Below are 18832 nucleotides of genomic sequence, written 5' to 3' on the forward strand. Positions count from 1 at the left end.
CAGTATGCCCATTGGTAGAAGCCAGCCGACCTGACCCCTGATCTTTCGAGGGGGTGCGGCCGAGAGGGCGGGCGGCCAGGCGAAAAGGACGGACACGGGGTGCGGTTGGGGGCGGCGACACGGATTTGCCTGGGCTACGCCGTGTTCGGCGGGGTGTGGGTCTTAGGGTCCGACATTTTCCTGGAGACGGTGCTGGGCCGCGTCCACGCCGCCTGGCTGGCGCCGGTCAAAGGTGTGGGCTTCGTCCTGGTGACGGCCCTGCTGCTGCACCGGGTGTTGCTGCGCGCCCTGGCGGTCGATGCGCGCAAGACACGCGACCTCGCCCTTAGCGAGGCGCGGTACAGCGCCCTGGCGGAGATGGCCCCCGTCGGCATCTTCCATGTCGATGCCGACGGCCAGATCACCTACCGCAACCCCCGCCTGCGCGAAATTTCCGGCCTGCCGGCGGAACTGGACCCGGGGGGCAGCTGGGAATGGTGGCTGATCCACCCCGAAGACCATAAACGGGCGCAGTCCCGCTGGCTGGCCGCGACCCAGGCCGGCGAACGCTTCGCTGAGGAATTCCGCATCCGCCGGCACGATGGCCGCGTCGTCTGGGTCCTGTGCGAGGCGGTGCCGGTCACCGCCCGCGAGGGGGAGCGGATGGGCTATGTCGGCATGGCCCTGGACCTGACGGCCCAACACTTGGCGGCCGAGGCGGTGCGCCTGGAAAAGGAACGGTATGAGCTGGCCACCGCCGGCTCCGCCGTCGGCATCTGGGATTGGCACCTGGGCAACAGCAGCCTGCATCTGTCCGGCCAAGCCCTGACCCTGCTGCGCCTGCCGACGGGAGAGGTCGCCCCCCGGCGCGTGCTGGGCATGGTCCCCAAGACGGAACGGGCGCGGGCCTTTGCCCATGTGCGTGGCGCCCTGCGCCTGCGCCGCCCTTTCGACCTGGAGCTTCCCATGGTCTGCGCGGATGGCGTGACCCGGTGGTTCCATGTGCGCGGCCAGGGCGTCTGGCCCGCGGCCGTACTGGCCGAAGACCCCAGCCGGCCAATCCGGCTTCTGGGGTCGCTGATGGACATCACCACGCGCAAGGAAACGGAAGGCCAGCTGGCCCGGGCGCGGCACGACGCGGAAATGGCCAGCCGCAGCAAGACGGCCTTCCTGGCCAGCATGAGCCATGAGTTGCGCACCCCCCTTAACGCCATCATCGGCTTCAGCGAGCTGATCACCCAGCAGACCTACGGCCCGGTGGGCGATCCGCGCTATGCCGACTATGCCGAGGACATCCGGGTCAGCGGCCTGCATCTGCTGGAACTGGTGAACGACATCCTGGACGTGGCCCGCATGGAGGCCGGCCGGTTCGAGCTGGAGGACAAGGTGGTGGACATCGCGGCGGAAGTCGCGGTGGCCGTGCGTCAAATCCAGGCCGGCAACCTTCAGCGCCATCTGGACATCACCGTGGCCCCCGGCACCGAGGGGCTGCACGCCATGCTGGATCCGACCGCCCTGCGGCAGGTGCTGCTGAACCTGGTGGGCAACGCGGTGAAGTTCACGCCCGATGGCGGGCGGGTGACCGTGGCGGGGGAGATCCGGCGCGACGGCTTGGCCCTGTCGGTGACGGACACCGGCCCCGGCATCTCGCGCTATGTGCTGGAAAACCTGGGCACCCAGCCATTCCTGCAGGCCGAGCCCTCGCTGCGGCGGCGCCATGGCGGCAGCGGCCTGGGCCTGTTCATCGTCCGGCGGCTGATGGACCTGCACGGCGGCGCCCTGCACGTCGAATGCCCCGCGGACGGGGGCACCCGCGTCACCGTCGTCTTCCCACCCGACCGCCAGGTGCCGCCGGGCCCGTCGCTGGCGATATCGCCCTGATCAGGGCATGATGGGTCCACACGGTTCCCGCGAAAGGGCACACCCCAATGCCCCCCTTCAAAGCCAAAACAGCCAAACCATCCAAGACACCGCCCCCGGATGGGGAGCTACCCTCCAGCCTGGATGCGGTGCTGGCGGCCGGCGCCCGTGACAGCCTGCGGCGCGACCAGGGCTATGCCCGGTTCCGCGCCCAGGCGGACAAGGCCGCCGCCGCCGCCGACAAGGGCGACGACCGCGCCTACCGCCTGCTGGCCGAAGCCATCCGCCAATTGCTGAACGATCGCCGCTGAAAATCCCGCCTTGGCATGGCCGCCCCCTCGCTCAGACAGGACTCGGCCCCTGTCGCAGTCCGCTCCACCGCCCCATCTAGACCTGATGACCCAGACAACCGCCACCGTGACATCCGCCCCCGGCGCCCCCGAGCCCCGCCCCACCCGCCCGCAGATGGGGGAGGCCAAGGCGCTGGCCACGCTGCTGCCCTATATCTGGCCGGCGGGCGACTGGGGCACGCGCGGCCGGGTGGTCATCTCCATGCTGCTGCTGCTAGGCGCCAAGGCGGCCAGCGTCACCATCCCGGTGTTCTACAAGCACGCGGTGGACCAGTTGGGCGAGGGCATCAAGGCCAACGCCGCGGTGGTGCCGGTGCTGGCCATCCTGTCCTATGGCCTGGCCCGAGTGCTGTCGCTGGCCTTTGGCGAATTGCGCGACAGCGTGTTCGAGCGGGTGGCCCAGCGCGCCATGCGCAAGGCGGCGCTGACCGTGTTCCGCCACCTGCACGGCCTGTCGCTGCGTTTCCACCTGGAACGGCAGACGGGCGGCCTGTCCCGCTCCATCGAGCGGGGCACCAAGGCCATCGAGACCCTGCTGTCCACCGCCCTGTTCAACATCCTGCCCACGGTGCTGGAAATCCTGCTGGTCACCGGCATCCTGTGGCGCCTGTTCAATATCTGGTTCGCCCTGGTCACCTTCGCGGCGGTGGCGGGCTACATCACCTTCACCGTCATCGTCTCCAACTGGCGCACCCGCATCCGCCGCCAGATGGTGGACAGCGACACCAAGGCCAGCGCCCGCGCCATCGACACGCTGCTGAATTATGAGACGGTGAAGTACTTCGGCAATGAGGAGCATGAGGCCCAGCGCTACGACCGCGCGCTGAAGGTCTATGAGCAGGCGGCGGTGCGCACCCAGACCTCGCTATCGGTGCTGAACGTCGGGCAAAGCTTCATCATCGCCTCTGGCCTGGTGGCCGTCATGTGGATGGCGGCGGCCGGCATCCAGGCCGGCACCCTGACCCTGGGCGACTTCGTGCTGGTCAACACCTACCTGCTGCAACTGTATCAGCCGCTGAACATCTTCGGCTTCGTCTATCGCGGGGTGAAGGAAGCCCTGATCGACATGGAGAAGATGTTCGTCCTGCTGGCCGTGGACCGCGAGGTGGCGGACGCCCCCGGCGCGCGACCCCTGGCCGTCAGCGGCGGCGAGGTGCGGTTCGAGGACGTGTCCTTCGGCTATGACCCGCGCCGGCCCATCCTGAAGGGCGTCAGCTTCACCGTGCCCGCCGGCCGCACCGTGGCCATCGTCGGCCCCAGCGGCGCCGGCAAGTCCACGCTGTCACGCCTGCTGTTCCGCTTCTACGACGCCAACGGCGGCCGCATCCTGATCGACGGACAGGATATATCCCAGGTCACCCAGGCCAGCCTGCGCGCCACCATCGGCATCGTCCCGCAGGATACGGTGCTGTTCAACGACACCATCCGCTACAACGTCGCCTATGGCCGCACCAGCGCCAGTCAGGCGGAGGTGGAGCACGCGGCGGTCCTGGCCCACATTGACGGCTTTATCGCCGGGTTGCCCGACGGCTGGGAAACCATGGTGGGCGAACGTGGCCTGAAGCTGTCCGGCGGCGAGAAGCAGCGCGTGGCCATCGCCCGCACCATCCTGAAGGACCCGCCCATCCTGATGTTCGATGAGGCGACCAGCGCCCTGGACACCCATACCGAACGCGAAATCCAGCGCAACCTGCGCGAGGTCAGCCGCGGCCGCACCACCCTGGTCATCGCCCATCGCCTGTCCACCGTGGTGGAGGCGGACGAGATCATCGTGCTGGAGGAGGGCCGGGTGCGCGAGCGCGGCCGCCACGCCGACCTGCTGGCCCTGGGCGGCGCCTATGCCGAGCTGTGGGCGCGGCAGCAAACGGCGGACCCGGTGCCGGAGGGTGCTGTGGGCGCCGCTACCGTCGAACCTGTCATGGGGTGATGGCGGCGTGTTACAGTGTACATGCGCTGTAACACATGAGCTCCGCGATGACCGAAACGACCTTCACTTTCCGGGTGGACGAAACTCTGAAAGCCGCGTTCGCGGAAGCCGCCAAGGCCAATGACCGCACCGGCGCGCAATTGCTCCGGGATTACATGCGCGACTTCGTGCGAAAGCAGCAGGAAGCCACCGACTACGATGCTTGGTTCCAGGCTGAGGTCCGGGCAGGTATTGATGAAGCCAATGCCGGTGACACGGTATCGGCGGAAGAGGTAGAGGCCGAAGCGGAAGCATGGCGGGCCGAAGCCCGGCGCAAGCTGGCCGGTTTTGCCTCGTGAAGCTGATTTGGACGCGTTCCGCGACCGTCAACCGGAAGCATATTCGGGAGTATATCGCCCAGGAAAACTTGGCGGCGGCTTTGGCTTTGGACGATCTTTTCTCTAAACGGGCCATCCTCTTGGCCAAGCATCATGGCGCCGGACGGCCGGGCCGCGTCGCTGGAACTCGTGAATTGGTCATCCACTCCAATTACATCATGATCTATCAAGTGGCCGGCGACACGGTGCGGATACTGCGTCTGCTGCATGCCGCACGCCAATGGCCACCAAGGCGATAGCCAACTGATCGACCGTTTTTGACATCGGCAATCGCCCGAACCAAAGTTCTGGAGTATGGACCGTCGAAGGACCCTTTGCCTGAGGCCGGTTGCGTCATGAACGCCGACATCCCCCTGCACCCCGAGTCGCCCGCTGATCCAACTGGCTTGGCGGAACCGCTGCTGGCGGGGGATCGACGGGCCCTGGCGCGGGCCATCACCCTGATCGAATCGACCCGCGCCGATCACCGCGCCCAGGCCGACGCCCTGCTGGCCCGCCTGCTGCCCCATGCCGGGCGGTCGGTGCGGGTGGGCATCACCGGCGTGCCGGGCGTGGGCAAGTCCACCTTCATCGAGGCCTTCGGCCTGCACGTCATCGACCGCGGGCACAAGGTCGCCGTGCTGGCCATCGATCCGTCCAGCCAACGCACCGGCGGGTCCATCCTGGGTGACAAGACCCGCATGGAACAGCTGTCGCGCGACCCGGCGGCCTTCATCCGCCCCTCTCCCGCCGGCAGCACCCTGGGCGGGGTCGCCCGGCGCACGCGCGAGGCCATGCTGTTGTGCGAGGCCGCCGGCTTCGACGTCATCGTGGTGGAGACGGTGGGCGTGGGCCAGTCGGAGACGGCGGTGGCCGACATGGTGGATCTGTTCCTGCTGCTGCTGCTGCCGGCGGGCGGCGATGAACTGCAGGGACTGAAGAAAGGCATCGTGGAGCTGGCCGACCTGGTGGTGGTGAACAAGGCCGATGGCGACTTGGTGGCCCAGGCCCGCCACGCGGTGGCGGAGTACCGCCACGCCCTGGCCCTGCTGCGCCCGGCGGTGCCCGACTGGACCGTGCCGGTGCTGAGCTGCTCCGCCCTGACCAACCAGGGGGTGGACGGGGTGTGGGAAACCATCGTGCGGTTCCGCGACGCCCAGGCCGCCAGCGGCCGGCTGGACGGCCGCCGGGCCGACCAGGCGCGCGCCTGGATGTGGAATGAGATCCGCGAAAGCCTGCTGGCCGCCTTCACCGGCGATGCCGCCGTGCGCGGTCGCCTGCCCGAAGCCGAATCGGCGGTAACGGCCGGAACCCAGACACCGGCCATGGCGGCGCGCGACCTGCTGGCGCGGTTCCGGGGGAAAAATTAGGAGCGACGTCCCGAGGAAAGACGTTGCCAGGCGCCGTTGCGCATATCGAAGATGACTTTGGACAATGCCATGTTCATACCGAACCGCATCGCCATGGGCGCTTCCATGAGAACCGGAGTGCTTCTGGCTCTGGCAATGCTTGCGCTGGCAGTCGGTGCTGATGCCGCCGAGTCAAGGACAGAGGGCTATAGTCAGAAAGATCTTCTGAAAAACTGGGCGTTCAGCGCCTGCCTGGCAGCCGTCGCGAAAGATCCAGCGGATCGGGATGACGCGAACGCAACAGCCAGCGCTTACATGGAATTCGGCCACCAAGGCACCGAAGCGTATGACCAACTACGGGCGCTGGCGGAACGTTACGCCACCAGGAAATATGGCGGATCAGTTCCTAGTGATTTCAATACGATGAAGTGCATCGATCTCTTCCATAGCTCAGAGCTAGAGAACCTCGCCAGAAAATTGGCCCGTGCCCATTGAGCCATGGAGCGCACGCATTGCCGTCGAGGACCCTGCCCCCATCCCTCATAGGCGGATGGATTTTCCCCTGCATGGGCTTGACTGATGGCTGCCCCCCGCCAACCGCCGTTCGGGGTGCCCTTGACTCTCTCCGGTCCCTTCGGTTATATCGCCGCTTCCCTCCGGAGCGGTGTGCGCCGGGGTTGTCATTCTTGTTATTCCGTGAAGGTGCTCCAATGGCCCGCAAGTGCGATGTGACCGGCAAAGGTCTGCAGTTCGGCAACAACGTTAGCCATGCCAACAACAAGACCCGTCGGCGTTTCCTGCCCAACCTCCAGGAGACCTCGCTGCTGAGCGACGCGCTGGGCACCATGGTCCGTTTGCGCCTGTCCACCAAGGGCATCCGCACGATCGAGCACAAGGGCGGCCTGGACAGCGCCCTGCTGGATATGAAGGACAGCGAGCTGTCGCTGGATGCGCGCCGCGTGAAGCGCCGCATCGCCAAGGTCCTGGCCGCCAAGGCCGCCGCCTAAGCATCGCACGCCTTCCGGGAATGGGGCGGCCCCACCGGGTGCCGCCCCGATCCTTGTGACGAATGCCATCCGACAGGCCCGCCTGCGGCTTACCGGCATTCCCGCGTGACGATCGCCTTGCCCGCGGGCTGGGGCCTCACATCCATGACGCTCTCGCCTGCCGCTCTCGTCGATTTCCTGAACGGCATGCCGCCAGCCCTGTTGCTGGTAGGGCAGATGCTGTTCTGTTTCAGCGCCATTTTGGCGCTCGCCCGGCTGTTCGGACAGTCCGGTCTCTATATCTACATTATCGTCGCCATCATCGGCGCCAACGTCGAGGTGTTGAAGGCGGTTCAATTCCCCTTCTACGAACACCCCGTGGCCATGGGCACGATCCTGTTCAGCTCCACCTATCTCGCCACCGACATCCTGACCGAGCATTACGGGCGGGAGGCGGCACGGCGCGGCATCTATCTCAGCTTCGCGGGCTATCTGCTGTTCACGCTGATGATGCTGATCACCCTGGGTTTCCGCCCCATGACGGCGGACCAGGCGGGGGAGGACATGGCCTGGGCGCTGTCGACGCAAGACCATCTGTCGGCCCTGTTCCTGCCGGCCCCGGCCCTGTTCCTGTCCGGCATGGCCTCCTACCTGGCCAGCCAGCTGTGCGACGTCTGGATCTATCAGAAGATCCGGGGGGCGACGGGGCAGCGGCACCTGTGGCTGCGCAACAACGGCTCCACCATGGTGTCGGCGCTGATCGACAACACCGTCTTCAGCCTGCTGGCCTGGCGCGTGTTCGCCGAGACGCCGGTGGACTGGCACGCCCTGGTGTTCACCTACATCCTCGGCACCTATCTGATGCGGGTGGCCGCCAGCCTGCTGGACACCCCCTTCATGTACCTGTCGCGCCGGGCCCTCGCACCGCATCTGGCCCAGACCCGCGCCTGACCCCTTTTCGTTTCCTTGGCCTCAGAGTCCGTCCCCATGTCCGATCTGCCCACCGCCTACCCCGGGTTCTCGTTCGAGATCACCCACAAGGCCCCCGACAGCCGGGCGCGCCTGGGCCGGCTGACCACGCCGCACGGCACCATCTCCACCCCCAACTTCATCTTCTGCGGCACCAAGGCGTCGATCAAAGGTGTCACCCCGGCGCAGATGCGGGCGGAGAAGACGGACATCATCCTGTCCAACACCTATCACCTGATGATCCAGCCGGGCGCCGACATCGTCGCCAAGATGGGCGGCCTGCACCGCTTCATGGGCTGGGACGGCCCCATGCTGACCGACTCGGGCGGCTTCCAGATCTTCTCCATGGGCCACGGCTCGGTAGCGGATGAGATCAAGGGGCGCCGCACCCAGACGCGGGACACCACCCTGCTGAAGATCACGGAGAAGGGCGCCACCTTCCGCAGCTACATGAACGGCGAGAAGCTGTTCCTGTCGCCTGAGTTATCCATCGACATCCAGCGCAAGCTGGGCGCCGACCTGATCGTGCAGTTCGACGAGTGCACGCCCTTCCACGTCGACCGCGCCTACACCGCCAAGTCCATGGCGCTGAGCCACCGCTGGGGCGACCGGTCCTTGAAGGAGTTCGCGAAGGGCGGGGGCATGAGCTACAACGGCCTGCCCCAGGCCCTCTACGGCATCATCCAGGGCGGGGTGTACGAGGATTTGCGCAAGGAAAGCGCGACATACACGAAGGACCGTCCCTTCTTCGGCACGGCCGTGGGCGGCAGCCTGGGCGCCAACACGGCGCAGATGGATGAGGTGGTGGCGATGACCATGCCCCACACCCATCCCGACCGGCCGGTACACCTGCTGGGCATCGGCGGCATCCGCGACATCTTCGCCGGCGTGGTCCAGGGCATCGACACCTTCGACTGCGTCAGCCCCACCCGCATCGCCCGCCACGGCTGGGCCCTGGCGCCCAAGGCGAAGGGGGAGCGGTTGAACATGCGCAATTCCCGCTTCCGCGAGGATCCCAACCCCATCGACCCGGCCTGCGACTGCTACGCCTGCAGCAATTTCAGCCGCGCCTACATCCACCACCTGCTGAAGGCGGGTGAGCTGCTGGCCATGCAGCTGCTGTCCATCCACAACGTCGCCACCATGAACCGGCTGCTGCGCGACGTGCGCGAGGCCATCGCCACCGGCACCCTGGCCGAGGCGCGCCAGCGCTGGGTCTATGATCCCCAGGCGCAAGAAAATGGCGAAGGGGACCCGGTGGCGCAGGGCGGGGCCGCCTAGACCCCGGATTGACCGCTCCCCCCGCTCCCGCCTAGGGTGCCGAGCCCCGATTCGGCATCCGCAAGGCCGGGCGGGATTTTCCACATCCGAATTGACGTGAGTGACCGCGATGGCGACGGAACAGGAACTGGCACGCGAGGCGAAGGCTTGGCCGTTTGAGGAGGCGCGCAAACTGGTCGCGCGCTACGGCGACAAGGCCCCGCCCAAAGGCTATGTCCTGTTCGAGACCGGCTACGGCCCCTCTGGCCTGCCGCACATCGGCACCTTTGGCGAGGTGGCCCGCACCACCATGGTGCGCCAGGCCTTCCAGCGGCTGGCCCCGGGCGTGCCCACCCGCCTGTTCGCCTTCTCCGACGATATGGACGGCCTGCGCAAGGTGCCGGACAACATCCCCAACCGGGAGATGGTGGCGGAGCATTTGGGCAAGCCGCTGACCAAGGTGCCGGACCCCTTCGGCACGCATGAGAGCTTCGGTCACCACAACAACGCCCGCCTGCGCGCCTTCCTCGACAGCTATGGCTTCGAGTACGAGTTCCAGAGCAGCACCGACTGGTACACCTCCGGCCGGTTCGACCACGCCCTGCTGGCCGTGCTGCGCCACTATGACGAGATCATGGGCGTGATGCTGCCGACCCTGGGCGAGGAACGCCGGGCGACCTACAGCCCCTTCCTGCCCATCAGCCCCAGCACCGGCCGTGTGCTGCAGGTGCCGATGCTTGAGATCAACCCGGACGCCGGCACCGTGGTGTTCGAGGATGAGGACGGCAAGAAGGTCGAGACCCCGGTCACCGGCGGCCATGTGAAGCTGCAGTGGAAGCCCGACTGGGGCATGCGCTGGTTCGCCCTGGGCGTCGATTATGAGATGGCGGGCAAGGACCTGATCCCCTCTGTCGAGCTGGCCAGCAAGATCTGCCGCATCCTGGGCGCCCAGCCGCCCGAGGGCTTCAATTACGAGCTGTTCCTGGACGACAAGGGCCAGAAGATCAGCAAGTCCAAGGGCAACGGCCTGACGATGGAGGAGTGGCTGCGCTACGCCCCGCCGGAAAGCCTGGCGCTCTATATGTTCCAGAAGCCGCGGGCGGCCAAGAAGCTGTTCTTCGACGTCATCCCGCGCGCCGTCGACGACTATCTGACCTTCGTCGACAAGCTGAAGGGCGAGGAAGCGGCCAAGGCGCTGGAGAACCCGGCCTGGCACATCCACAACGGCCAGGTGCCGGCGTGGGCCACCGCCGCCGACCAGCTGAAGACCAACCTGTCCTTCGGCATCCTGTTGAACCTGGCGGGGGCCGCCAACGCCGAGAACGCGGACGTGATGTGGGGCTTCATCAGCCGCTACGCCCCGGCCGCCACGCCCGCCAACAGCCCCTTCCTGGACCGGCTGGTGGGCTACGCCGTCGCCTACTACCAGGACCGCGTGAAGCCCACCAAGGTCTACCGCGCCCCCACCGATGTGGAGCGGGCGGCCCTGGAGGAACTGCGGGCGGCCCTGGCGAACTGGCCGGCCGACCAGCTGACCAATGCCGAGGCCCTGCAGAACGAGGTCTATGAGATCGGCAAGCGCCATCCCTTCCCCGAGCTGCGCGCCTGGTTCCTGACCCTCTATGAGGTGCTGCTGGGCCAGAGCACCGGCCCCCGCATGGGCAGCTTCATCGCCCTCTACGGTGTCGCCGAGACCAAGGCCCTGATCGACCAGGCTCTGGGCGACGGCATCAAGTAAGAGGCCACGCACCGTCCTTATCGATGACGCCCCGGCCGCCCCACGGCCGGGGCGTTTTCATATCTGGATGGACGATTGAGCGCGTACATTCTGACTGTGGTGTTGCGAAGCCCCCTAAGGCTTTCTTAAGGTTGTAGACCCGACCAGAAGAGATCCCACAATGCTGCGCCGTACCATCAACTATCTGTTCCACGTGGATGAAATCCAGGCGCTGTATCGCCAACAAACCGGGACGCCGAAGGAAAAGATGGCGGCCGTCAAGAACAGCCCGGGCTATAAGCGCATCAGCATGATCGCCCGCTGCCGCGGACTGGTCCTTGGTGGCCTGTCATTTACGCTGATGATGGTCGCTGTAGCGGTCCAACAAGCCGAGATGCGGGGCGTCATTCAACCGCTGACGACGAAGGGTATTCCCCTGTTCGATGCCATAGCGGCCGTGATCGCATTGGCGGCAGTTTGCGTAGGTATCGGCCTTTGGCTGGGAACCCGCTGGGGTGAACGGCGGGCGGCACGATTGGCGCCAGCCGACCAGTAAGCTCTACAAACCATTGAGCCCAGCCGCCGCGCCGTCTACCCTGCCCGCCATCGCGGTTGGGCGCGGGATCGTCAGCGGGGGTGGCCTTGGATTTATCGTCGTTCGTGGCGTCGTGGCAGGAATACAGCAAGTTCATCATCGCGCTGTTCGCCATTCTGACCCCCTTCGCCGCCATTCCCATTTTCTTGGGCTTGACCGAGGGCCGCAGCGAGCGCGAGCGCAACATGATCGCCCGCCAGGCGGTGCTGACGGTGGCGACCGTGCTGATCGTCTCGGCCCTGGTGGGCGACTTGGTGCTGCGCCTGCTGGGCACCAGCCTGGACAGCTTCCGCGTGGGCGGCGGCCTGGTGTTGCTTCTGATCGCCCTGTCCATGCTGAACGCCAACGTCTCCGCCATGAAACAGACGGAGGGGGAGGCCAATGAGGCGGGGCAGCGCACCGCCATCGGCGTGGTGCCCCTGGGCCTACCCCTACTGGCCGGCCCCGGCGCCATCACCGCCGTTATCATCCAGATGCAAAAGGGTCACGGCCCCATGCATGGCGGCCTGATCATCGGCTGCATCGTCTTCGTCTGCCTGCTGCTGTGGGGCGCCCTGCGCCTGGCCGGCCCCATCGGCAACCGCCTGGGCCAGATCGGCCTGAACATCATGAGCCGCCTGTTCGGCCTGCTGCTGGCCTCGGTCGCGGTGGAAACCATCGCCACAGGCCTGCGCAACCTGTTCCCCGGCCTGGCCGGCGGCGGCTGAAGCGGCGCTTATGAGGTTTCCCTAACCCTTCGCCTAGCGCACACTGTCCAAACAAGGCCAACGGTCGGAGGCGACGCCTCGGGCCTAGGCCCCGACCGGGGCCGCCGGAGATTTCTGGGAAGCCGAAGGCGGACTGGAAATCGAGGACAAGCCAAGGCCGCGGGTGCGGCCGCCCGGCGCCTGAGGGAGCACGAGGAAACCGCAATGATTGCGCCGGATGAGGTTCCCCGCACCGCCCGCGGCACCAACCTGTACATCGCCGACATCAACCTGCAGCGCCTGCTGGAACGGCGCGCGCCAGAGGAGTTGCAGCGGCACGAGGACAGGCTGGCCGATTTCGGCGCCTGGGCCGGCGGCCCGCTGGACGAGCAGGCGGAATACACCGACCGCCACGCCAACCCGCGGCACACGCCCCAGCCCTATGGCCCCAACGGGCACCAGGGCGCCCCCATCGTCTTCAACCCCCGCTATATGGAATGCCACGCCGAGGCCTATGCCCGGGGCGCCGTCGGCCTGCCCTATCAGAAGGGCGCGTCAGGCCGGCACATGGCCTGCTTCACCATGGGTTATCTGCTGAGCCAGGCGGACGTGTCCATCCATTGCCCCGTCACCATGACGGGGGCGGTGGCGCATGTGCTGAACACCGTGGCGCCCGACGATCTGCGCCAGCGCTTCCTGCCGGACCTGACGCGCATGGACGGCCGGGCGCTGTCGGGCGGCACCTGGGCGACGGAACTGCACGGCGGCTCCGACGTGGGCGCCACCACGACACGGGCGGTGAAGACGGATGAGGGCTGGGCCCTGCACGGCCTGAAATGGTTCACCAGCAACGCCGGGTCCGGCCTGGCGCTGGCCACCGCCCGGCCGGACGGCGCGCCCGCCGACGGCAAGGGATTGGGCTGCTATCTGGTGCCCAGCCATCTGGAAGGTAGCCAGCCGAACGCCTACAGCGTCCGCCGGCTGAAGGAGAAGGTGGGCACGCGCGGCCTGGCCACGGCGGAACTGGATCTGCTGGGCGCCACCGCCTTCGAGGTGGCGGGGCCGGGTGAGGGGCTGAAGGTGATGATGGCCGCCCTGGAATACAGCCGCATCCATAACGCCGTCGCCTCAGCCGGCCTGCTGCGCCGCGCCTTCGTCGAATCGCTGGGATGGTCGGTGCATCGCCCCGCCTTCGGCCAGACCGTGGTCCATTACCCCATGGTGCAGGATCAGTTGCTGGACATACAGATGGAGCTGGAGGCGGCGGTGGCGCTGTCCTTCGAGTCGGTATTCGCCTTCGACGCCCTGGCGACCGGCGACAGCGACCCGGAGCAGGGCGGCGACTGGCTGCGGCTGGTGACGGCGCTGGCCAAGTACCGCACCGCCGACCAGGCGGTGAAAGCCTGCCGCCATGCTGTCGAGATGGTGGGCGGCAACGGCTACACCGAGGAATTCCCCACCGCGCGGCTTTACCGCGACTGCCTGGTGACGGCGGTGTGGGAGGGGCCAGCCAACATCCAGGCGCTGGAGTTGCTGCGCCTGGTGACGGGCAAACGGCCGGGCGATCAGATTTTCCTGGGCCGGGTGGGGGCCGCCCTGTCCGACCTGCCGCCCCAGGCCGGCGACACCGCCGACCTGCTGGAAGGCGCCCTGGAGGAATGCCGGGCCGCCCTGTCGCACCTGCGCCGCAACCCAGACCAGGCACCCCGCCACGGCCGCCGCCTGCTGGACCTGCTATCCGACACCCTGGCCACGGCCCTGCTGTGCGAGGAGGCGGTGGCCGACCTGAAGCTGGGCGACCGGCGCAAGCTGCTGGTGGCCAACCGCTTCGCCGCCCGCGTTCTAGCCCACCACAACCCCATCGCCACGGCGATGGAACCGGCCCTGGCCGCGTTCGAGGACGTGATCCTGTATCAGCCGGTGGAGTGAGGCGCCCCAGCCGGGCTGGCCAAGACGCCTGAGTAATCCCGAAAACTACTGCTCTTTCTTCAGCTTGTTCAGCAAATCGCCGATGGGGTCGGGCTTGCTGGCGGTGTCGGCCGGGGGGACGTCCTTGTCGTCGTCCTGGTCCTCTTCCTTCTGCACCGCCTCGGGCTTGACCTGACCGCTGGTGTCGACCGCCGGCACCCCAGGGGCGGGCGTGGCGGCGGCGGTGGGGGCGCCGTCCAGGGGCGCCGTTTCCACCGTGGGCAGGGGCGGCACGGCCGGGCCGTCGGGCGCCTGATCCTGCACGGCGGCGGGCTGCAGCGGGATCAGGTCGCGCACCGGCAGGCCTTGCTCCAGGTCGGTCATGATGGCCTTCCACAGCTTGGCCGGCAGGGTCCCGCCGGTGATGCGCTTCATCTCATCGCCGTCGTCGTTGCCCAGCCACACGCCGGTGACATAGTCGGCGGTGAAGCCCATGAACCACGCGTCGCGGTAATCCTGGGTGGTGCCGGTCTTGCCGGCGATGGGGCGGTCGGCCAGCTGCGCCGACTTGCCGGTGCCGACCTGCACCACGCCCATCATCATGCGCACCAGGTTGGCATCCTCCGCCGCGGAGATGGCATAGCCGGCACCGCTGCCCTTGCGCTGGTACAGCACGCTGTCGTCGGCGTCGCGGATTTCGGTGATGCCATAGGGGAAGACGGCGCGGCCGCCGTTGGCGATGGCGGTATAGGCGCCCGTCAGTTCCAGGGGCGTGACCTCGCTGGTGCCCAGCGCCAGCGACAGGTCGCGCCGCAGGGGCGAGGTGATGCCCAGGCGGCGGGCGGCGGCGATGGCGCGGTCGATGCCCACGCTTTCCAGCAGGCGGATGGTGGCGGTGTTGACCGAGTGCGCCAGCGCCGTGCGCAACGGAATCTCACCCATGTAGCCGGGCTCGTAGTTCTTCGGCTCCCACTTGCCGCGCTTGTAGGGGGCGTCCAGGATCAGGTCGTCCGGCGTGCGGCCGGCTTCCAGCGCCGCCAGATAGACGAAGGGCTTGAAGGAGGAGCCGGGCTGGCGCAGAGCCTGGGTCGCACGGTTGAACTGGCTTTCGTCATAGTCGCGCCCCCCAACCATGGCCTTCACCGCCCCGTCGGGCGCCATGATGACCACGGCGGCCTGGTGGACGTTGGCGGCCACGCCGGGACCGTTCAGGATTTCCGCCACATGGGCCGTGGCGGCGCGCTGCATCTTGGCATCATAGGTGGTGTGGACCACCAGGTCGCCATGGTTGGGACCGATGAAGGCGTTGACCTGGTCGGCCACCCAGGCGGCGAAGTAGCGGCCGTCGCCCTCGACCGCCGGGTTGGCGCGCGGCTGGGCCGGCTGGTTCACCACCGCCTTGGCCTGATCCACCGTGATGTAGCCGGCGTCCACCATGGTGGCCAGCACCACGGCCATGCGCTGTTCAGTGCGTTCGTTGTTGGCGCTGGGGGAGTATTTCGACGGCGCCTTCAGCAGGCCGGCGATGATCGCCGCCTCACGCAGGTTCACCTGGGTCGCCGACTTGTCGAAATAGGTGCGGGCCGCCGCGTCCACGCCATAGGTGCCGGCCCCCAGGTACACCCGGTTCAGATAGGCGCCCAGGATCTGGTCCTTGGTGTAGCGATGCTCCAGCATCAGGGCCAGCATGGCCTCCTGCACCTTGCGGCGCATGGTCTTGGCCGGCGACAGGAACAGGTTGCGCGCCAGCTGCTGGGTGATGGTGGAGGCGCCCTGGCGCATGTGCCCGGTGCGGTAATCGGTCCAGGCGGCACGGGCTATGCCAATCGGATCGACACCGAAATGACTGTAGAAGCGCCGGTCCTCCACCGCCAGGACGGCATGGACCAGGTCGGGCGAGATCTCCGACACTTCTAGCGTCTCGCCACGCATGTCGCCGAAGCGGGCCAGCTTGCTGCCGTCGGCCGCCAGCACAGTGACGGCGGGGCGGCGCTGGAACTGCGCCACCTGGCTGATTTCCGGCAGGTCGTAGGCGAAATAGGCGACGACGCCGGCGAAGACCATGACACCCCAGATGCCCAGGACGATCAGCGCCCGTCCCCACCAGGGCAGGCGGCGGCCGGGACGTCCCTTGGGCGCGCGCCTCCGGGGCGGCGGCGGGCGGCGGCGGGGCGGCTGGCCGCCGGCCCCTTCATCATCGTCCTGCGGCCGGGCCTCCTCACGCGGGCGGGGTGCAGCCTTGGGCGGCGACGGCTTGCGCCGCGGCGCCGGTTGGCTGCCCACGGGGCGGAAGGCGCGCAGCGAAGTGTCGGTATCGTCAGGGCTCAAGGCGGCGGCTCACCTGGGGCGTTGCTGGCGCGCAGGCGCCGTAACGCAGGAAAATATCAAGGCGGTTCAGGCCCTATCTAGGAGATGGCCGGGGCGGCGGAAAGCGCCGGCTGGTCAACCCTGACCCCCTGTCCCTTCGCCCTCCCCCACCCCCGGTATTACGGGGGCCCATCGGTTCCATTCCAGCGTTAGAGGCCAAAAAGGGCGTTTTCAGGGCGGCGTTTGGCCGCAGTGTTTTACGCCCCCTCAGGTGCCGGGCGGCCGCATCCACGGCCTTGGCTTGTCCTCGTTTTGCGGTCCGCCTACGGCTCCCCGTAAAACTCCGGCGGACGCGGTCGCGTCCCGGTGAAAGAAACGCGCAAAAGTGGCGCCTGTCACTCGGCGGCGCTGCGGCGGTCCAGCAGCTCGTACTTGCGCAGATATCCCCGGAACTGATGGTAGTTCAGGCCCAGATCGGCGGCGGCGCGTTTCTGGTGGAACTGGTTGCGCTCCAACGCCGCGCGCAGCAGCGCCTTCTCGAAGTCCGCCACCTGTTCCAGGAAGTTGCACGGGCCGTTCGCCGCCGCAGGGCCACCGGGCGGGAGCGGGCCGGAGGAAGCGGATGCGGCGGGTGCCGCCTCGTCGCCCGTCTCCTCCGCTGGCGCCGGGCCTGACCGGCGGTCGCCCGGCATGGGCGCGGGGCGGAAGGGGGAGTCGAAGGGGTCGAAGACGACCTCGTCGATGGGGCGCTCCGCCCCTTGCGCGCGATAGACCGCACGCTCCACCACGTTCTTCAGCTCACGGATGTTACCGGGCCAGGGATAGGCGAGCAGCTGGCTCATGGCCCTGGGCGCGAAGCCGGGGAAGAAGGGCCGCCCCAGTTCGCGCGCCATGGCGATGCCGAAGTGATCGACCAGCATGGGAATGTCGTCCGCCCGCGCCCGCAAGGGGGGGATGGTCACCACGTCGAAGGACAGGCGGTCCAGCAGATCGGCGCGGAACTTCCCGGCCGTGGCCATCCGGGGCAGGTCAGCGTTGGTGGCGCCGACCACGCGCACGTCCACCGACACCGTCTGGGTGCCACCCACGCGCTCGAACTCCCCATACTCGATGACGCGCAGGATCTTTTCCTGCACGGAGGCCGAGCTGGTGGCGATCTCATCCAGGAACAGGGTGCCGCCGTCGGCCAGCTCGAACCGGCCGACATGGCGCTTGGCGGCCCCGGTGAAGGCCCCCTGCTCATGGCCGAACAGCTCCGTCTCCAGCAGCGTTTCCGACAGGGCGGCGCAGTTCAGCTTGATGAAGGGCTTGTCCCAGCGGGATGACAGGTAGTGCAGGCGGGCGGCCACCAGTTCCTTGCCCGTGCCGCGCTCGCCAATGACCAGCGTGGGCCGGTTCAGCGGCGCGGCGCGCGACACATGCTCCATCAACTGCAGGAAGGACGCGGCCTGGCCGACCAGGGACGGCGGGGTTGCGGAGGACGCCATCGGTGATTCGCTCGCCTCAGAAGGATGGGTCTGTTTCGCGGATGATGGCACCGATTGGCGAAATCCGCCACATAATCGTCAGTTTGGATAAATGACACTCTCCGCGCCGTCCACCACCAAGCCACGTTTCTTTTTAAATCAATGACTTAGTGTTGTTTTTCCAAACTGGCACGCCCTTTGCTGATGTAGGGACACACGATCGAATGCAAGGCACTCATCGAAGGGGGATGCAGCGATGACCGACCACACGATCCATGACAAGTCCGGCGACGCCGGGTTCTTCGCCAGCCGGGCCCACAGCCATCTGGCCATGTTGGCGGACGATTTCCGCGCCGTACCGGTTGAGGCATGGATCATCCTTGCGGTCGCCACCGTGTTGAGCAACCTTTTCATCGCCCTTGCCTGAAGGAGACCTGACCCATGGGCATCTTTTCGCGCCTCAGCGACATCATCAATTCCAACCTGAACGCCATCCTGGATCGCGCCGAGGACCCGGAGAAGATCATCCGTCTGGTCATCCAGGAAATGGAAGACACGCTGGTCGAGGTTCGCTCCTCCGCGGTGAAGACCGTGGCGGAGAAGAAGGAGATCGAGCGCCGCCTGGTCGACCTGCGCCGCGAGGCGGACGAATGGCAGCGCAAGGCCGAGCTGGCCCTGTCCAAGGACCGTGAGGACCTGGCCAAGGGCGCCCTGATGGCCCGCGCCAAGATCGCCGAAGCCGCCGAGGGCCTGACCGTCGACCTGGGCCGCCTGGATGAGGCCCTGGCCAAGACTAACGACGATATTGGCCAGCTGCAGGCCAAGCTGCAGGACGCCAAGACGCGGGAACGCACCATCGTCGCCCGCCAGAAGACCGCCACGGCGCGTCTGAAGGTGAAGACCCAGCTTCATGACGACCGCATCACGGACGCCTTCTCGCGTTTCGAGCAGATCGAGCGCAATCTGGACGTCCTGGAAGGCAAGGCGGAAGTCCTGGACATGGGCCGCAAGCGCAGCCTGGCGGACGAGATCGCCGAGCTGGAGAACAACGACAAGGTCGAATCCGAGCTGCAGGCCCTGAAGGCCAAGCTGGCGACCAAGAACCAGGGGTAATCTG

General features: G+C 67.3%; 18 protein-coding genes. 16 read left to right on the forward strand and 2 right to left on the reverse strand.

Going from position 1 to position 18832, the window contains the following annotated elements; translation table 11 throughout:
* Window positions 1-99: 99 nt before the first annotated feature.
* From FBZ90_RS14015 to FBZ90_RS14080, 14 genes are all read left to right on the forward strand, one after another.
* Window positions 100-1860, forward strand: a complete 1761-nt coding sequence (locus FBZ90_RS14015; RefSeq protein WP_145733010.1) for a sensor histidine kinase — start codon at window positions 100-102, stop codon at window positions 1858-1860.
* 47 nt (window positions 1861-1907) lie between these two features.
* Window positions 1908-2150, forward strand: coding sequence for a hypothetical protein (locus FBZ90_RS14020; protein WP_145733012.1), 243 nt, complete (start codon window positions 1908-1910; stop codon window positions 2148-2150).
* Between the two features lie 85 nt (window positions 2151-2235).
* The gene (locus FBZ90_RS14025) at window positions 2236-4116 is read left to right on the forward strand and encodes an ABCB family ABC transporter ATP-binding protein/permease (protein ID WP_145733013.1); all 1881 of its coding nucleotides are present in this window, start codon (window positions 2236-2238) and stop codon (window positions 4114-4116) included.
* 47 nt (window positions 4117-4163) lie between these two features.
* Window positions 4164-4454 (forward strand): CopG family ribbon-helix-helix protein, encoded by a 291-nt coding sequence (locus tag FBZ90_RS14030; protein WP_145733014.1) that lies wholly within the window; start codon window positions 4164-4166, stop codon window positions 4452-4454.
* Window positions 4451-4732: a type II toxin-antitoxin system RelE/ParE family toxin gene (locus FBZ90_RS14035; protein WP_246130405.1), complete on the forward strand. Its 282-nt coding sequence runs from the start codon at window positions 4451-4453 to the stop codon at window positions 4730-4732. Before FBZ90_RS14030 ends, FBZ90_RS14035 begins: the two co-directional genes overlap by 4 nt.
* A gap of 96 nt (window positions 4733-4828) precedes the next feature.
* Entirely contained in the window at window positions 4829-5842 is a 1014-nt protein-coding gene (gene meaB / locus FBZ90_RS14040; RefSeq protein ID WP_145733016.1) for a methylmalonyl Co-A mutase-associated GTPase MeaB, read from the forward strand.
* Window positions 5843-5893: 51 nt separating this feature from the next.
* The gene (locus FBZ90_RS14045) at window positions 5894-6316 is read left to right on the forward strand and encodes a T6SS amidase immunity protein Tai4 family protein (protein ID WP_211102026.1); all 423 of its coding nucleotides are present in this window, start codon (window positions 5894-5896) and stop codon (window positions 6314-6316) included.
* Between the two features lie 215 nt (window positions 6317-6531).
* Window positions 6532-6828, forward strand: coding sequence for a 50S ribosomal protein L28 (gene rpmB / locus FBZ90_RS14050; protein WP_145610695.1), 297 nt, complete (start codon window positions 6532-6534; stop codon window positions 6826-6828).
* 144 nt (window positions 6829-6972) lie between these two features.
* Window positions 6973-7758 carry a queuosine precursor transporter gene (locus FBZ90_RS14055; RefSeq protein WP_145733018.1) on the forward strand — a complete coding sequence of 262 codons (786 nt, stop codon included), beginning with the start codon at window positions 6973-6975 and terminating at the stop codon, window positions 7756-7758.
* 36 nt (window positions 7759-7794) lie between these two features.
* Window positions 7795-9057, forward strand: coding sequence for a tRNA guanosine(34) transglycosylase Tgt (gene tgt, locus FBZ90_RS14060; protein ID WP_145733020.1), 1263 nt, complete (start codon window positions 7795-7797; stop codon window positions 9055-9057).
* Between the two features lie 109 nt (window positions 9058-9166).
* On the forward strand, window positions 9167-10774 hold the full coding sequence (locus FBZ90_RS14065; RefSeq protein ID WP_145733022.1) for a lysine--tRNA ligase: 1608 nt from the start codon (window positions 9167-9169) through the stop codon (window positions 10772-10774).
* A 160-nt stretch (window positions 10775-10934) separates the two neighbouring features.
* On the forward strand, window positions 10935-11309 hold the full coding sequence (locus tag FBZ90_RS14070; RefSeq protein ID WP_145733024.1) for a hypothetical protein: 375 nt from the start codon (window positions 10935-10937) through the stop codon (window positions 11307-11309).
* Between the two features lie 86 nt (window positions 11310-11395).
* Window positions 11396-12055: a MarC family protein gene (locus tag FBZ90_RS14075; protein WP_186455804.1), complete on the forward strand. Its 660-nt coding sequence runs from the start codon at window positions 11396-11398 to the stop codon at window positions 12053-12055.
* Between the two features lie 204 nt (window positions 12056-12259).
* Window positions 12260-13963 (forward strand): acyl-CoA dehydrogenase family protein, encoded by a 1704-nt coding sequence (locus FBZ90_RS14080; protein WP_145733028.1) that lies wholly within the window; start codon window positions 12260-12262, stop codon window positions 13961-13963.
* Window positions 13964-14008: 45 nt separating this feature from the next.
* Here FBZ90_RS14080 and FBZ90_RS14085 read toward each other — a convergent pair whose 3' ends face one another.
* On the reverse strand, window positions 14009-16270 hold the full coding sequence (locus FBZ90_RS14085) for a transglycosylase domain-containing protein (protein ID WP_246130406.1): 2262 nt from the start codon (window positions 16268-16270) through the stop codon (window positions 14009-14011).
* 374 nt (window positions 16271-16644) lie between these two features.
* A complete protein-coding gene (pspF, locus tag FBZ90_RS14090) occupies window positions 16645-17736 on the reverse strand; it encodes a phage shock protein operon transcriptional activator (RefSeq protein WP_145733030.1) in 1092 nt (363 codons plus the stop codon).
* A 235-nt stretch (window positions 17737-17971) separates the two neighbouring features.
* Between pspF and FBZ90_RS27840 the strand changes: the two genes are divergently transcribed.
* Complete coding sequence (locus tag FBZ90_RS27840) at window positions 17972-18142, forward strand: hypothetical protein (RefSeq protein WP_186455805.1); 171 nt, start codon at window positions 17972-17974, stop codon at window positions 18140-18142.
* A gap of 14 nt (window positions 18143-18156) precedes the next feature.
* Complete coding sequence (gene pspA, locus FBZ90_RS14095) at window positions 18157-18828, forward strand: phage shock protein PspA (RefSeq protein WP_145733032.1); 672 nt, start codon at window positions 18157-18159, stop codon at window positions 18826-18828.
* Window positions 18829-18832 lie beyond the last annotated feature (4 nt).

Source organism: Nitrospirillum pindoramense (genome assembly GCF_007827955.1).
Classification (GTDB): Bacteria; Pseudomonadota; Alphaproteobacteria; order Azospirillales; family Azospirillaceae; genus Nitrospirillum; species Nitrospirillum amazonense_B.

Coding starts and splice junctions, on each gene's coding strand:
- FBZ90_RS27840 (WP_186455805.1), top strand. CDS start 17,972: ATGACCGACCACACGATCCATGACAAGTCCGGCGACGCCGGGTTCTTC.
- FBZ90_RS14030 (WP_145733014.1), top strand. CDS start 4,164: ATGACCGAAACGACCTTCACTTTCCGGGTGGACGAAACTCTGAAAGCC.
- FBZ90_RS14055 (WP_145733018.1), top strand. CDS start 6,973: ATGACGCTCTCGCCTGCCGCTCTCGTCGATTTCCTGAACGGCATGCCG.
- FBZ90_RS14025 (WP_145733013.1), top strand. CDS start 2,236: ATGACCCAGACAACCGCCACCGTGACATCCGCCCCCGGCGCCCCCGAG.
- pspF (WP_145733030.1), bottom strand. CDS start 17,736: ATGGCGTCCTCCGCAACCCCGCCGTCCCTGGTCGGCCAGGCCGCGTCC.
- meaB (WP_145733016.1), top strand. CDS start 4,829: ATGAACGCCGACATCCCCCTGCACCCCGAGTCGCCCGCTGATCCAACT.
- FBZ90_RS14070 (WP_145733024.1), top strand. CDS start 10,935: ATGCTGCGCCGTACCATCAACTATCTGTTCCACGTGGATGAAATCCAG.
- pspA (WP_145733032.1), top strand. CDS start 18,157: ATGGGCATCTTTTCGCGCCTCAGCGACATCATCAATTCCAACCTGAAC.
- tgt (WP_145733020.1), top strand. CDS start 7,795: ATGTCCGATCTGCCCACCGCCTACCCCGGGTTCTCGTTCGAGATCACC.
- FBZ90_RS14065 (WP_145733022.1), top strand. CDS start 9,167: ATGGCGACGGAACAGGAACTGGCACGCGAGGCGAAGGCTTGGCCGTTT.
- FBZ90_RS14045 (WP_211102026.1), top strand. CDS start 5,894: ATGACTTTGGACAATGCCATGTTCATACCGAACCGCATCGCCATGGGC.
- FBZ90_RS14020 (WP_145733012.1), top strand. CDS start 1,908: ATGCCCCCCTTCAAAGCCAAAACAGCCAAACCATCCAAGACACCGCCC.
- rpmB (WP_145610695.1), top strand. CDS start 6,532: ATGGCCCGCAAGTGCGATGTGACCGGCAAAGGTCTGCAGTTCGGCAAC.
- FBZ90_RS14080 (WP_145733028.1), top strand. CDS start 12,260: ATGATTGCGCCGGATGAGGTTCCCCGCACCGCCCGCGGCACCAACCTG.